Below are 13,790 nucleotides of genomic sequence, written 5' to 3' on the forward strand. Positions count from 1 at the left end.
GGCGTATCGGATCGGCAACCTGCCTCAAGAGGCAGGCTGCAGTAGCGGGCCGGCCAGGCTGACCCGGGGACCAGTTGCCTGGTTGATTCCGGCGCCACGCAGGCGATCGAGCGTCTTGGGCAGAGGCGCGTCACCGCTGGGTGCGGCCATCGGGCGGTTGTCGCTGCAATAGGCCTTCACGAAGCGGTCGGTCTGGGCCACGACGCTGCCAGGCAGGACTGCCGTTTCGGTGGCGCGGCCGTTCTTGTCATAGGTCAGCGCGGCCACGTTGAGGCGCGCTGCTTCCTTGCCCACGCCGCCCTTGGCGTCGAGCATGGCCATCTGACTCATGCAGATCTTGCCGGGCTGGACGCAGAGATCGACAACGGCGTTGAACAGATCGGGAGCGACGCCGGCATAGTGACGCACCGGATCGGCAATGCTGGGCTTGTCGAGCTGGAGATAGGCATCGCGGCTGAGCATGCCGTCGTTCTTGCCGGCCTTCACGCTGGCCACCCACTGGTCGAACTGCGCATCGGACACGGCACGCGTGGCAAAGTGCATCTGCGAGAAGCCCGCGCCGCTGAAGTGTGCGGAAATGCCCTTGAACGCGCCTTCCTGGTTGAACACGGCGTGCAGCTTGGTTTCCATGCCGGGCATGGTGTAGATCATGCCGGCCAGCGCGGGGACATAGAAGGTGTTCATGACGGTGGACGAGGTCATGCGGAAGCGCAGCGGCCGGCCGGCGGGAACCACCAGTTCATTGACCGTGGCGATGTTCTGTTCGGGATAGATGAACAGCCACTTCCAGTCCATCGACACCACTTCCACCTCTACCGGCTTGGCATTGGCGGCGACCGGGGTCTGCGCATCAATGCGCGAGATCGCGCGATAGGGATCGAGCAGGTGAGTGCCGACCCAGGTGACCGCGCCCAGCGCGATGATGATCATCAGCGGCGCGGCCCAGATCATCAGTTCCAGCTGGGTGGAGTGGTTCCAGTCCGGATCGTACTTGGCCTCGGTGTTGGTGGCGCGGTAACGCCACGCGAAAATGACAACCGTGGCCATGACGGGCACGACGATCAACAGCATGAGCAACGTGGCCACAATGACCAGATCGCCCTGCTGGCGAGCGACATCGCCCGCGGGGTTGAGCACGACCCAGTCGCAGCCGGCAAGCGGCAGGGCCAGGAGCGGGACGATGGCGCAGCGCAGCAGGCGCGCCCGATTCAAGAGTTTCGCACGCATGTGGCGCACCTAGAAGCGCTGGGCCGTGCAAACGATAGGACATTTTGTCCAATCCCCTTCGCGGCTGCACAAAGACAATAGGGCACATAAGGGCAGGTCGCATGCGTGCGGCCGGCCGGTCGGCGCGTTTGCGAGAAATGCGCGGGATCCAAGGAGTTTGTGTCAGTCATGACTGCTGCCGTAGTCGATAATCACGAAGGGCTGGGGAGCGATTCCCACGCCGGGCACGGTTCGATTTCCCCGGGCGAGATCGCCATCGGCGTGATCATCGGACGGACCTCGGAGTTCTTCGACTTCTTCGTCTATGCGATCGCCTCGGTGATCGTGTTCCCCAAGGTCTTCTTTCCTTACCTGGACCCGCTCAACGCCACGCTGGCGTCGTTTGCGGTGTTCCCGCTGGCGTTCATCGCCCGCCCGGTCGGCTCGCTGTTCTTCATGTGGCTTGACCGTGCATTCGGCCGTGGCTTCAAGCTGACGGTGGCGCTGTTCGGCCTGGGTGGCTCGACTGCGGCGATCGCGTTCCTGCCCGGCTATGCCGAAATCGGCCACAACGCGGTGCTGCTGCTCGCGCTGTTCCGCCTGGGCCAGGGCTTTGCGCTGGGCGGCACGTGGGATGGCCTGGCCTCGCTGCTGGCGCTCAACGCGCCGGCGGGCAAGCGTGGCTGGTATGCCATGATCCCGCAGCTGGGCGCGCCGCTTGGGCTGATCGTGGCCAGCCTGCTGTTCGCGTTCTTCACCGCCTCGCTGCCGGCTGACGACTTCTTGTCGTGGGGCTGGCGCTTCCCGTTCTTCGTGGCCTTTGCGATCAACGTGGTGGCGCTGTTCGCGCGCCTGCGCATCGTGGTGACGCCGGAATTCCAGCGCTTGTTCGAATCGCGTGACCTTGTCGCCGAAAGCGCGCTCGTCACCATCCGCGAACAGTGGAAGACCATCCTGATCGGCGCCTTTGCACCGCTCGCCAGCTTTGCGCTGTTCCACATGGTCACGGTGTTCCCGCTGTCGTGGGTGTTCATCTTCACCTCGGAAGAGCCGACCCGCTTCCTCACCATCGAAGCCATCGCCGCTGCCGTGGGCGTGGCCGCGATCGTCATCTCGGGCCTGGTGGCCGACCGCGTTGGCCGCCGCACGCTGCTCGGCTTCTCGGCCGCCGCGATTGCCGCGTTCTCGGGCTTTGCCCCGCAGTTGCTCGGCATTGGCGTGGCCGGCGAAGTGTCGTTCATGCTCACCGGCTTCGTGCTGCTGGGCATCTCGTTCGGGCAGTCTTCGGGTGCCGTGGCCGATGCCTTCGAAACCCGTCACCGCTACACCGGCTCGGCGCTGACCAGCGACTTGGCCTGGCTGCTGGGCGCGGGCTTTGCGCCCTATGCGGCGCTGTGGCTGTCGGCCAACTATGGCCTGCTGGCTTCGGGTGCCTACCTGCTGTCGGGCGCGATCGGCACGATCGTGGCGCTGTGGGCCAACCGCACCGCAGCGACCAACTGAGCCATCTGGCAAAGCAACAAGAAGGGGCGGTTCGGATCAATCCGAACCGCCCCTTTTTTTGTTCACCAACGGTGATCAGGCTTTTCTCCCCCTCCTCTGAAGAAGAGGGGGCTTTTTATGGTCATGCGTGCCGTGCGGCCTGCACCGTGTTGCTCAGCAGGCAGGCGATGGTCATCGGCCCGACGCCACCGGGCACCGGCGTGACGGCACGGGCATGGGCCATTTCGTGCGCGGCGCAATCGCCCACCAGGCGCGTAGTACCATCGGCCTGGGCCACGCGGGTAATGCCAACGTCAATCACCACCGCGCCCGGCTTGATCCAATCGCCCTTGACCAGTTCCGGCGCACCGGCGGCGGCCACCACGATATCGGCCTTGCGCACGATATCGGGCAGGCCCTGGGTGGCAATGTGGGTGACGGTGACGGTGCACTCGCGCTCCAGCAGCAGCATGGCCACCGGCTTGCCGACGATGTTGGACTTGCCGATGACCACGGCATCGAGCCCGCGATAGTTGTCGATCACCGTATCGAGCAGCATCATGCAGCCCAGCGGCGTGCAGGGCACCAGGCCGCCGGTGCCGGTGGACAGGCGCCCGACATTGACCGGATGGAACCCATCCACGTCCTTGGCCGGATCGATCGCGTCGAGCACCTTGCCGGCATCGATCTGCGCCGGCAGCGGCAACTGCACCAGGATGCCATGCACCGTGGCATCGGCATTGAGCGCGGCGATCAGGGCGAGCAGGTCTTCCTCTGCGGTATCGGCGGGCAGGCGATGCTCGATCGAATGGATGCCGACCTTGGCACACTGGCTGATCTTGCGCCCGACATAGACCTCGCTGGCCGGGTCATTGCCGACCAGCACCACGGCCAGGCCAGGAGCGCTGTGGCCTGCAGCCACCATCTGCGCCACCGCCTCTGCCGTCGTGACCGACAGTGCGCGGGCGATTGCCTTGCCATCGATGAGCGTTGCCATGTTCTCTCCCTTGACAGTTTGCCAATGCGGCTTGGTGCAGCACGCGCTCCTATCGCAAACATTGTATGTGTTGCATACAAATTTCGCCATCTCGCGCAGGCTACGGACAAAAAAAGGGCCGGTCGGAAATCCGATCGGCCCGGGAAGTTTTGGGAGAGGATGCCTGAAAGGCCTTATCTGGATGACCCAATCACCGCGGCGAGGCAAATGCGTTTCACGCAATGCAACATGCATTTAATGCAATTCACTTCCTTGAAAACGCTGGATTGACAGCGACGGCCAAGGGGAATCCCGGAAAATGCAAACGATTTTATGATTTTGCAGCGCAGTGCTGTCAGGCCGCGATCCAACCCAGAAAAAATACCAATCCAAAATGCATTGGTATGCATCTCCCGCCGCAACTGGCGGCAACGGCCTTGCAGGATGGCTCATGCCGTCCCGCACCGTCACCAAGGCCGCGAATCATCCGGCCAAAAGGTCCTGCGCCAGCGCTTCTGCCGCGCGAATGCCGTCGACCGCCGCCGAAAGAATGCCGCCGGCATAGCCAGCGCCTTCGCCTGCCGGATAGAGCCCCCGGGTATTGAGGCTTTGCAGATCCTTGCCGCGGGTGATGCGCACCGGCGAAGACGTGCGCGTTTCCACCCCCGTCATCACCACATCGGGATGATCGTAGCCCGCCATCTGCCGACCGAACACGGGCAACGCCTCGCGCAGCGCGTCGGTGACGAAATCGGGCAGGCATTCTTCCAGCGCGGTCAGATGCACGCCCGGCTGATAGGATGGCACAATGCTGCCGAACGCGCTGCTGGGCTGGCCGGCGAGGAAATCGCCCACCTTCTGACCCGGCGCCTGATAGTTCGATCCGCCGGCCACGAAGGCCCGCTCTTCCCAATGGCGTTGCAGCGCAATGCCGGCCAGCGGATGGCCGGGGAAATCGCGCTCGGGCGTGATGTCCACCACCAGGCCCGAGTTGGCGTTGAATTCGGCGCGGGAATATTGGCTCATCCCGTTGGTCACCACGCGGCCTTCCTCGCTCGCGGCGGCCACCACGCGCCCGCCCGGGCACATGCAGAAGCTATAGACCGAGCGGCCGTTACTGGCCTGGTGCGCCAGAGCATAGGCCGCCGGGCCCAGGATGGGATGCTTGGCACAGGCGCCATAGCGCGCCTGGTCGATCAGGCTTTGCGGATGCTCGATCCGCACGCCGATGGCAAAGGGCTTGGCCTCGATGTGCACGCCGCGGTTGTAAAGCACTTCGAACGTATCGCGCGCCGAATGGCCGACCGCCATGATGACGCGGCGCGCGGGCAGGTATTCACCGTTGGACAAGTGCAGGCCGGCAAGGCGGCGCTCGCCGGCGGCGTCGGTCTCGACCGCAAAATCGTCCACCCGCGTGCCAAAGCGGTATTCGCCGCCCAGTTTCTCGATCGTCTCGCGCATCGACATGACCATCGTGACCAGGCGGAACGTGCCGATGTGGGGGTGCGCCTCGGTCAGGATATCATCGGGCGCGCCGGCTTTCACGAACTCCACCAGCACCTTGCGGCCCAGGTGGCGCGGGTCCTTGATCCGGCTGTAGAGCTTGCCATCGGAAAAGGTGCCGGCGCCGCCTTCACCGAACTGCACGTTGGATTCCGGCGTCAGCACCGATTTGCGCCACAGCGCCCAAGTGTCCTTGGTGCGTTCGCGCACGGCCTTGCCACGCTCGATGATGATCGGGCGCAGGCCCATCTGCGCCAGGATCAGCCCGGCCAGGAGGCCGCACGGGCCAGCACCGATCACCACTGGGCGCTCGCCTTCGCCCGCCTGCCACCCTTCGGGCGCACGCACGGGAAAGCGATAGGAGGTATCGGGCGTGGGGCGCACATGAGTGTCGCCGGCCAGGCGCGCGAGCACTTCGGCTTCGTCCTGCGGGCTGAGCGTGACGTCAACCGCATAGACCAACTGGATGGCATTCTTGCGGCGCGCATCGTTGCCGCGCTTGGCCACGGCATGGCGCAGAATCTGCGCTTCGCCCACGCCAAGGCGCGCGGCGATGGCCGGCAGCATGGCTTCGGAGGCGTGGTCGAGCGGCAGCTTGAGTTCGGTAAGACGCAACATGGGGTGCGCCTCTACCCCTTGCGCCGCCAGAGGGAAAGCCGGATGAAGGGCCATGCGCTTCCTCTCCCTCGCGATCGCTCCGCTCGCCGCCCTGCTGGCCTTGCCGGCCATGGCCGATGCCCCTGTGCCCACCAAGGGAGAGCGCGCGCTGCACGAACGCCTGCTGACGCTCGACACCCACCTCGATACGCCGGCTTCGCTGGTCTTGCCGGGCTGGTCGATCGTGCAGCGCCACAGCGCCGCCGATGATTATACCCAGGTTGACGTGCCGCGCATGGTGGCGGGCGGGCTCGATGGTGGGTTCTGGGCAATCTATACGCCGCAAGGGCCGCTGGATCCCGCCAGCACGCGCGCCGCGCGCGATTATGCGCTGCGCCGTGCGGTGGCGATCCACGCGATGGTCGCGGCCAATCCCCAGGCCTTTGCCTTGGCTGACCGCGCCGCCGATGCCGCGCAGATTGCCGCCAGCGGGCGCCGCGTGGTCTATCTGTCGATCGAGAACGCCTGGCCGCTGGGCGATGATCCCACGCTGCTCCAGGCGTTCTACGCGCTGGGTGTGCGCATTTCCGGCTTTGCCCATTTCAAGACCAACCAGTTTGCCGACAGCAGCACCGACATGCCCAAGTGGGACGGGTTGAGCCCGGCAGGGGTGCAACTGCTGGCGGAAATGAACCGCCTGGGCGTGGTGCCCGATCTTTCGCACAGTTCAGACGCCGCGCTCGACGATGCGCTGCGCCTGTCAAAGACGCCGATCATCCTGACCCATTCGGGCTGCAAGGCGGTCTATGACCATCCGCGCGATATCGACGACGCGCATCTGCGCGCGCTGGCGGCGCAGGGTGGCGTCATCCAGATCAACTCGGTCTATGTCAAAAAGCTGGTGCAAAGCCCGCAACGCAAGGCCGCGCTCGATGCGCTGGAGCAACGCTTTCCCGAAGACCGCGTGTTGAGCGCGGCAGAGCGGGCCGATTATCTGGCGCAGCGCCATGCGATCGACAGGCAGTGGCCCGAGGTGCGCGCGGGCTTTGACGATGTGATGGCCAATCTGTTGCACGCCCTGAAAGTGGCGGGTGTCGATCATGTCGGCATCGGGCTGGATTGGGACGGCGGCGGCGGGGTGGCCGGCCTGGATGATGTGGCCGATCTGCCCAAGTTGACCGCAGCGCTGCTCCATGCCGGCTATAGCGAGGCAGACGTCGCCAAGATCTGGTCGGGCAACGTGCTGCGCGTGCTGGCCGCTGCACAAGCGGAGGCTGCGCGCGAACAGGCAATGGCCGGCGCTACCCTGCGCTAATTTTTGCAACGATCCGTTCCGATCATTGCGTTGGATCGATAGGGGGGTGGCAGCTATCATCGCCACCGACATGGCCGATCCCGTCCCGAACCACCGCGCCGCAGCGCCGCACGACGCCCAAGCGCTGCCCCGTACCGAGGCAGAGGCACAAGCCCGCGCCGGGCAAGACGGGTGGCAGATTCCCGGCGAATGCCTACCAGGCGTCGTGGCAAATCTGGCACTGCTGACGCGCCATGCCGCGATCTTTGCCGGGGACGACCACGCATGATCGCGGCATTGGAGCAGGCGGCGGCAGTGCGCGCCGGGCGCGTGCGCGCGGTCGATCTGGCGCAGGCGGCGCTTTCGCGCCTGGCGGCCGATCGTCATGTTGCGGTTACCCGCCTGCTGCCCGCCCGCGCGCTGGACGAAGCCGCGCGGATCGACGCACACGTGGCGCACGGGATCGATCCCGGCCCGCTCGCCGGGGTGCCCTATGGCGTCAAGGATCTGTTCGATGTGGCGGGTGAGGTAACCACGGCCGGTTCGGCGGTGCGTACCCATGCCGCGCCGGCCACCAGCGATGCTGTGGCGATCACGCGCTTGCGCGATGCCGGCGCCGTGCTGGTGGCGACGCTGAACATGGACGAGTTCGCCTATGGCTTTGCCACGATCAACGCTCACCATGGCACCACGCGCAACCCGCACGATCCCACGCGCCTGGCAGGGGGATCATCCGGCGGATCGGCGGCGGTGGTGGCAGCCGGGCATCTGGCCTTTGCCCTGGGATCGGACACCAATGGCTCGATCCGCGTGCCGGCCAGCCTGTGCGGGCTTTATGGGCTGAAGCCCACGCATGCCGATCTGCCCGTGGGTGGCACCTTTCCCTTTGCCCACAGCTTTGACGATATCGGCCCGTTCACCGGCAACCTGCCTGATCTGCGCGCGATCTGGGCCATCCTGTCAGGCCATGCCGACGCCGCGCCCTTGGCGCCGCCGCGTGTGGGCATGCTCGGCAGCCGCTTTGCCGAAAACCTGGCCCCGGCACAGCAAGCGGCGATTGCCGCTGTCGTGGGGCAGGGGCCGTGCCTCACCTTGCCCGATCTCGCGCGGTATCGTTCGGCGGCGTTCCTGATCACGGCCTATGAAGGCGGCACCCTGCATCGCGCCGATCTGGCGCGCGCGGCACTGGAATACGACCCCGCCGTGCGCGACCGTCTGATTGCCGGAAGCCTGCTGCCCCGCGCGCTCTATGATGCGGCGCAGGCGTTGCGGGCGCAGGCGCGGGCCGATATCGACGCGTTGTTCGAAGCGCAGGGCGTCGATGTGCTGGTCGCGCCCGCCGCACCTTGCGTCGCGCCGCTTATCGCCGATCCACGCATCCTGATCGATGGCGCCATGGTGCCGGCGCGGGCCGATCTGGGCATTCATACCCAGCCGATCACTTTTCTGGGGCTGCCCGCGTTGTGCGTGCCCTTGGCGCGGCCCGGGCAATTGCCGCTGGGGCTGCAACTGATCGGCAGGCGCCATGGCGAAACGGCTCTTTTCGCGTGTGCACAAATGCTGGAAGAACAGGGCGTGGTCGGGGCAACCGCGCCGGGGGCACTCGCGCCGCAAGATTTCGCAGGGGAACGGCAATGACAGGTGGCATGGCGCAGCGGATCGGCGCCTATTTCGATTTTTCCGGGCGCGGCACGAACCTGCGCACCGAAGTGGTGGCGGGGGCCACCACGTTCCTGACCATGGCCTATATCGTGCTGGTCAATCCTTCGATCCTGGGTCAGGCGGGAATGCCGGTGGCGGCCGTGGCGGCGGCGACATGCTTTGCCGCGGCCTTTGCCTCGATCCTGATGGGGGTTGCCGCCAATACGCCGCTGGCCCTCGCGCCGGGCATGGGCCTCAACGCCTATTTCGCGTTTACCGTGGTGGGGCAGATGCACGTGCCGTGGCAGGTGGGCCTGGGCTGTGTGATGATTTCGGGACTGGTGTTCCTGATCCTGACGCTGACCGGCGTGCGCCAGTTGATCGTTGCGGTCATTCCCAACTATCTGTTTGCCGCCGTGGCCGGCGGGATCGGCCTGTTCATCGGCTTTATCGGCCTCAAGGATGCGGGCATTGTCGTGGGCAATACCGCCACACTGGTGGCGCTTGGTGACCTCAAGAGCGCGGGGCCGGCGCTGGCGCTGCTGGGGCTGCTGATCATCGGCGTGCTGTCGGTGTGGAACGTGCGCGGCGCCATGCTGCTGGGCATCGTTGCCACCACGCTGGTCGGGTGGTTTGCCGGCATGGTCCATGTGGCGCCGCAGCCCTACTCGCTCGATGCGCTGACGGCCACCGCCTTCCAGCTCGATCTGCCCGGCGTGCTCAAGCTGTCGGGCGGGGTGGTCGAGATTGTCTTCGTGTTCCTGTTCGTCGATCTGTTCGACAATATCGGCACGCTGGTGGCCGTGACCAAGCGCGCCGGCCTGATGGACAAGGCGGGGCGCATTCCCGGCCTCAACCGCATTCTCATCACCGATGCCGTGGCCACGATGGTGGGCGCGCTTGCCGGCACCAGCACGGTGACGTCATACGTGGAAAGCGCTGCGGGCGTGCAGGCTGGCGGGCGCACCGGCTTGACCGCGATCGTCACCGGCGTGTTGTTCTTCGCCACGATGTTCGTGGCCCCTTATGCCCAGCTCGTGCCACTGGCGGCCACTGCCCCGGCGCTGATCATCGTAGGCGGCCTGATGCTGCTGCCGCTGACCGAGGTGGAATGGGAAGACCCGATGGCGGCGATCCCGGCGTTCCTGACCGTGGCGATGATCCCGCTGACGTTCTCGATCGCCAATGGCCTGGCGCTGGGCATCACTGCCCATGCCGTGTTGACCCTGCTGCGTGGCCGGGCGCGCAAGAGCGACTGGTTCCTGTTCGTGCTGGCGGCGCTGTTCGTCGCCCGCTTCGTGTGGATGGGGGCAGCGTGATGCGGCGGATGAAAACGATCCTCGCAGCCGCTGCCGCGCTGCTCGCCCTGCCGCAGGCGGCCCACGCCACGGCCACTGTGCTCGATCCCACGCCGCGCACGCTGGTGCTCACCGCCTATGCCCCCGAATGGGAAGCCATGGCGGCGGTCATCACCCATGGCCGCCGGGTCAAGATCAACGACCGCGAGATCGTGCTCGGCACACTGGCCGGGCGGCCGGTGATCCTGATGTCCAGCGGGGTCAGCATGGTCAACGCGGCGATGAACACCCAGCTGGCGATCGACCATTTCAAGGTCAAGCGCGTGGTCTTTTCCGGCGTGGCCGGCGGGGTGGACCCGGCGCTCAATATCGGGGACGTTGCCGTGCCCGAACACTGGGGCCAGTATCTGGAAGTGATGTTTGCCCGCCAGACCGATCACGGCTGGCAGACCCCGGCGCCGAGCCCGGCCGGCGCGCCGGAAAACTGGCAGTTCATCTTTCCCAATGGCACGCGCGTGGGCAATGCGGCGCAGCCTGCTACCAACCACATCCTGCTTGACGCTGATCCCGCGCTTGTCGCGCTGGCCCGCAAGGTGACTGCCGGCCTCACGCTCAAGCGCTGCGTGGCGCCTTCGGCCGGGATGAGCGCGGAGGCCAAGCTGTGCCTGCCGCATGATCCCAAGGTTGAGGTGGGCGGCACCGGCGTTTCGGCCGGCGTCTATGCCGACAATGCCCAGTTCCGCGAATACCTGTTCCGCGCCTGGCATGCCCGCCTGCTCGACATGGAAAGCGCGGCGGTGATCCAGGTGGCCTATGCCAACCGCGTGCCGGCGATCGTGTTCCGCTCGCTGTCTGACCTGGCGGGAGGGGACGCCGATCGCAACATGGAATACGTGTTCGATCACCTCGCATCGGTGAACGCGGCCACCGTGGTGCGCGCGTTCGTTGCCGGCCTGCCGGATTGAGCGGCGCCATGGCACGAACTCTTCATACGGTCCGCGGACGTGGCGGCATCGTTACCGCGCCGCATTACCTGGCCGCAGAGGCCGGCCTCGCTGTGCTGAAAGACGGCGGCAGCGCCGCGCAGGCGACGATCACCGTCGCCGCGACGCTCGCTGTCGTCTATCCGCACATGACCGGGATCGGTGGCGATGGCTTCTGGCTGATCCGCGAAAACGACGGGCGCGTCCATGGCGTGCATGGCGTGGGCGGCGCGGCGCAAGCTGCTGATCTGGCGCTTTATGCCGGGCATGCCACGGTGCCGTGGCGCGGCCCGCTGGCGGCCAACACCGTCGCGGGTACGCTGTCTGCATGGCAAGCCGTGCTGGAAAGCGAGCCGGCGCCATTGCCGCTTGCCCGCCTGCTTGCCCCGGCGATCGCCCATGCCGAAGCCGGCGTGGCCGTCACTGCCGGCCATGCCACGCTGGCCCTGGCCAAGGGGCCGGAACTGCGTGCCCAGCCTGGCGCTTATGCGGCCACGTTCGAACCGGACGGACGCCCGTTGCGCGCGGGCGATGTGCTGCGCCAGCCCGCCCTGGCCCAGACCTTGCGCCGCTTGGCCGAGGCGGGCATCGAGGATTTCTACACCGGCGCGCTCGGCGATCTGGTGGCGGCCGATCTTGCCACGCTGGGCAGCCCCGTGGGCGCCGCAGACCTGGCCGCCCATCGCGCACTGCGGCCCGCGCCGCTCTCGGTCGCGACCCAGGCAGGGCGGCTTTACAACAGCGCACCGCCCACGCAGGGCGTTGCCTCGCTGCTGATCCTGGCCCTGGCGGAACAGGCCGGCTGCGGCCCTGGCGAAAGCTTTGGCCATATCCATAGCTTGGTCGAGGCGACCAAGCAGGCCTTCCTGTGGCGTGACGCGCACTGCGGCGATACGGCCTATATGGCGCAAGACGCCCAAGGCCTGCTTAACGATACCGCAGCGCTGGCCGCGATGGCCGCGCAGATCGATCCGGCCCGCGCGCTGCCCTGGCCGCAGCCTTCGCAATGGGGCGATACCTGCTGGTTTGGCGCGGCCGACGCTCAGGGACAGGTGGTTTCGGCGATCCAGAGCACCTATTTCGAATTCGGCTCTGGCCTGGTCCTGCCGCAAACCGGGATCACCTGGCAGAACCGGGGCGCATCGTTCCGCCTGGCCGAAACGGGCTGGAATGCGCTCAAGCCCGGGCGCAAGCCGTTCCATACGCTCAACCCCGCATTGGCCGAACTGACCGACGGACGCGTCATGGCCTATGGCACGATGGGCGGGGAAGGGCAGCCGCAGACCCAGGCCGCCGTCTTCTCGCGTCATGTCTGGCACGACATGGACCTGCAGGAAGCGATCTCCGCGCCGCGCTGGCTGCTGGGCCGCACCTGGGGCGAGGACAGCACCACGCTCAAGATCGAGGATGGGTTCGATCCAGCCGTCTATGCCGCGCTTGAGGAAGCCGGCCATGTGGTGGAACGCGTCGGCCCGCTGACCGCGATGATGGGCCATGCCGGGGCGGTGGTGCGCGAGGCCGATGGCGCGCTGTATGGCGCGACCGATCCGCGCAGCGACGGGGGTGTTGCCGCATGGTGAGCGGCGGTGGGATGCGCGCGGTGGAGCGCTGCCGGGCGCTGGGCCAGGCGCCCTTTTCCGACATGGCCGGCGGGCTTTATCGCGGGTGGCTGTCCCCCGCGCACCGCGCCAGCGTGGCGCAGCTTGCCGCGTGGATGGCAGAGGCAGGCATGACCACCCATGTCGATGGCGCGGCCAACCTGATCGGGCGCTATCCCGGCACGGGCAACGGGCCGCCGCTAATCATCGGCAGCCACATCGACAGTGTGCGCGACGGCGGTGTCTATGATGGTCCGCTGGGCGTGATGCTGGGTATCGAATGCGTTGCCGCGCTTCATGCCGCCGGACGCCGGATGCCCTTCGCGATTGAGGTGATCGCCTTTGGCGACGAGGAAGGCAGCCGCTTTCCCGCCGCGATGTTGACCAGCAAGGCACTCGCCGGCCTGCTCGATACGGTGCCCGACATGGCCGATGCCCAGGGCGTCACGCTGGCGCAGGCGCTGGGCGAATGGGGCCTTTCCCCGCAAACCCTGCGTGCCGCGCGCCATCCCGGCGCCTTGGCCTATCTCGAGGCGCATATCGAGCAGGGACCGGTGTTGGAAGCCGAGGGGCTGGCGCTGGGCGTGGTGACTGGCATCGCCGCGCAACTGCGCTACGAGGTGACGGTCATGGGCCAGGCAGGCCATGCCGGCACATCGGCCATGCCGCTGCGCCGCGATGCGCTGGCAGGTTCCGCCGAGATGATCCTGGCGATCGAGCGGATCGCTCAAGCCGACGCCAGCGACCTGGTGGCCACGGTGGGCCGTATCGAGGCGGCGCCGGGCGCGGCCAACGTGATCGCCGGACAGGTGCGCTTCACTATCGATGTGCGCGCTGGTGAGGCCGTGCGGCGTGACCACGCGGCGGCGGCCATCCTGGCCGAGATCGCGACGATCGCCGCGCAGCGCGGCCTGGGCGTCAGCCACCGCCTGATCCACGATCTGCCTCCTTCGCCCTGTGATCCGGCGCTGATGGAGCAGTTGGAAGCCGCGCTGGTGGCCGCCGGCCATCCGCCGCGCCGCCTGGTTTCCGGTGCCGGTCACGACGCCATGAACCTCGCGCATCTGGCCCCCACGGCCATGCTGTTCATCCGCTGCCGCGACGGCATCAGCCACAACCCTGCCGAGCATGTAGAACCGGCCGACGCGCAAGGCGCCTTGGCGGTGATGCTGGGCTTTATCGACAATCTGGGAGCGTCCTGTGCTTGATCCC

Annotated in this window: 11 protein-coding genes; 8 read left to right on the plus strand and 3 right to left on the minus strand. The window is 66.8% G+C overall.

Annotated features, from left to right (window positions below):
• Positions 1–24: 24 nt before the first annotated feature.
• A complete protein-coding gene (gene cyoA / locus ABIC78_RS06910; RefSeq protein ID WP_022677269.1) occupies positions 25–1,227 on the minus strand; it encodes a ubiquinol oxidase subunit II in 1,203 nt (400 codons plus the stop codon).
• A gap of 168 nt (positions 1,228–1,395) precedes the next feature.
• Here cyoA and ABIC78_RS06915 point away from each other — a divergent pair, with 168 nt between their 5' ends.
• On the plus strand, positions 1,396–2,709 hold the full coding sequence (locus tag ABIC78_RS06915) for an MFS transporter (protein ID WP_022677268.1): 1,314 nt from the start codon (positions 1,396–1,398) through the stop codon (positions 2,707–2,709).
• A gap of 121 nt (positions 2,710–2,830) precedes the next feature.
• On the opposite strand, the gene ABIC78_RS06920 is transcribed toward ABIC78_RS06915, so the two are convergent.
• Both ABIC78_RS06920 and ABIC78_RS06925 read right to left on the minus strand, forming a co-directional pair.
• On the minus strand, positions 2,831–3,685 hold the full coding sequence (locus ABIC78_RS06920; RefSeq protein ID WP_022677267.1) for a bifunctional 5,10-methylenetetrahydrofolate dehydrogenase/5,10-methenyltetrahydrofolate cyclohydrolase: 855 nt from the start codon (positions 3,683–3,685) through the stop codon (positions 2,831–2,833).
• Between the two features lie 462 nt (positions 3,686–4,147).
• A complete protein-coding gene (locus ABIC78_RS06925; RefSeq protein ID WP_354488831.1) occupies positions 4,148–5,785 on the minus strand; it encodes an NAD(P)/FAD-dependent oxidoreductase in 1,638 nt (545 codons plus the stop codon).
• A 52-nt stretch (positions 5,786–5,837) separates the two neighbouring features.
• Between ABIC78_RS06925 and ABIC78_RS06930 the strand changes: the two genes are divergently transcribed.
• From ABIC78_RS06930 to ABIC78_RS06960, 7 genes are read left to right on the plus strand one after another with little or no spacing between them, the layout of a single operon-like run.
• Complete coding sequence (locus tag ABIC78_RS06930) at positions 5,838–7,079, plus strand: dipeptidase (RefSeq protein WP_502915650.1); 1,242 nt, start codon at positions 5,838–5,840, stop codon at positions 7,077–7,079.
• Between the two features lie 46 nt (positions 7,080–7,125).
• Positions 7,126–7,347 carry a hypothetical protein gene (locus ABIC78_RS06935; RefSeq protein WP_354488493.1) on the plus strand — a complete coding sequence of 74 codons (222 nt, stop codon included), beginning with the start codon at positions 7,126–7,128 and terminating at the stop codon, positions 7,345–7,347.
• The gene (locus tag ABIC78_RS06940; protein WP_354488495.1) at positions 7,344–8,696 is read left to right on the plus strand and encodes an AtzE family amidohydrolase; all 1,353 of its coding nucleotides are present in this window, start codon (positions 7,344–7,346) and stop codon (positions 8,694–8,696) included. Before ABIC78_RS06935 ends, ABIC78_RS06940 begins: the two co-directional genes overlap by 4 nt.
• An 8-nt stretch (positions 8,697–8,704) precedes the next feature.
• Positions 8,705–10,018: an NCS2 family permease gene (locus ABIC78_RS06945; RefSeq protein ID WP_369974039.1), complete on the plus strand. Its 1,314-nt coding sequence runs from the start codon at positions 8,705–8,707 to the stop codon at positions 10,016–10,018.
• Between the two features lie 8 nt (positions 10,019–10,026).
• Positions 10,027–10,962 carry a 5'-methylthioadenosine/S-adenosylhomocysteine nucleosidase gene (locus ABIC78_RS06950; protein WP_171792276.1) on the plus strand — a complete coding sequence of 312 codons (936 nt, stop codon included), beginning with the start codon at positions 10,027–10,029 and terminating at the stop codon, positions 10,960–10,962.
• A gap of 8 nt (positions 10,963–10,970) precedes the next feature.
• Positions 10,971–12,560 (plus strand): gamma-glutamyltransferase family protein, encoded by a 1,590-nt coding sequence (locus ABIC78_RS06955; RefSeq protein ID WP_354488498.1) that lies wholly within the window; start codon positions 10,971–10,973, stop codon positions 12,558–12,560.
• Positions 12,554–13,786, plus strand: a complete 1,233-nt coding sequence (locus ABIC78_RS06960) for an allantoate amidohydrolase (protein ID WP_354488500.1) — start codon at positions 12,554–12,556, stop codon at positions 13,784–13,786. The genes ABIC78_RS06955 and ABIC78_RS06960 overlap by 7 nt, the downstream gene beginning before the upstream one ends.
• Positions 13,787–13,790: the final 4 nt, after the last annotated feature.

This window comes from Novosphingobium sp. 1529 (assembly GCF_040544855.1).
GTDB classification, from domain to species: Bacteria; Pseudomonadota; Alphaproteobacteria; order Sphingomonadales; family Sphingomonadaceae; genus Novosphingobium; species Novosphingobium capsulatum.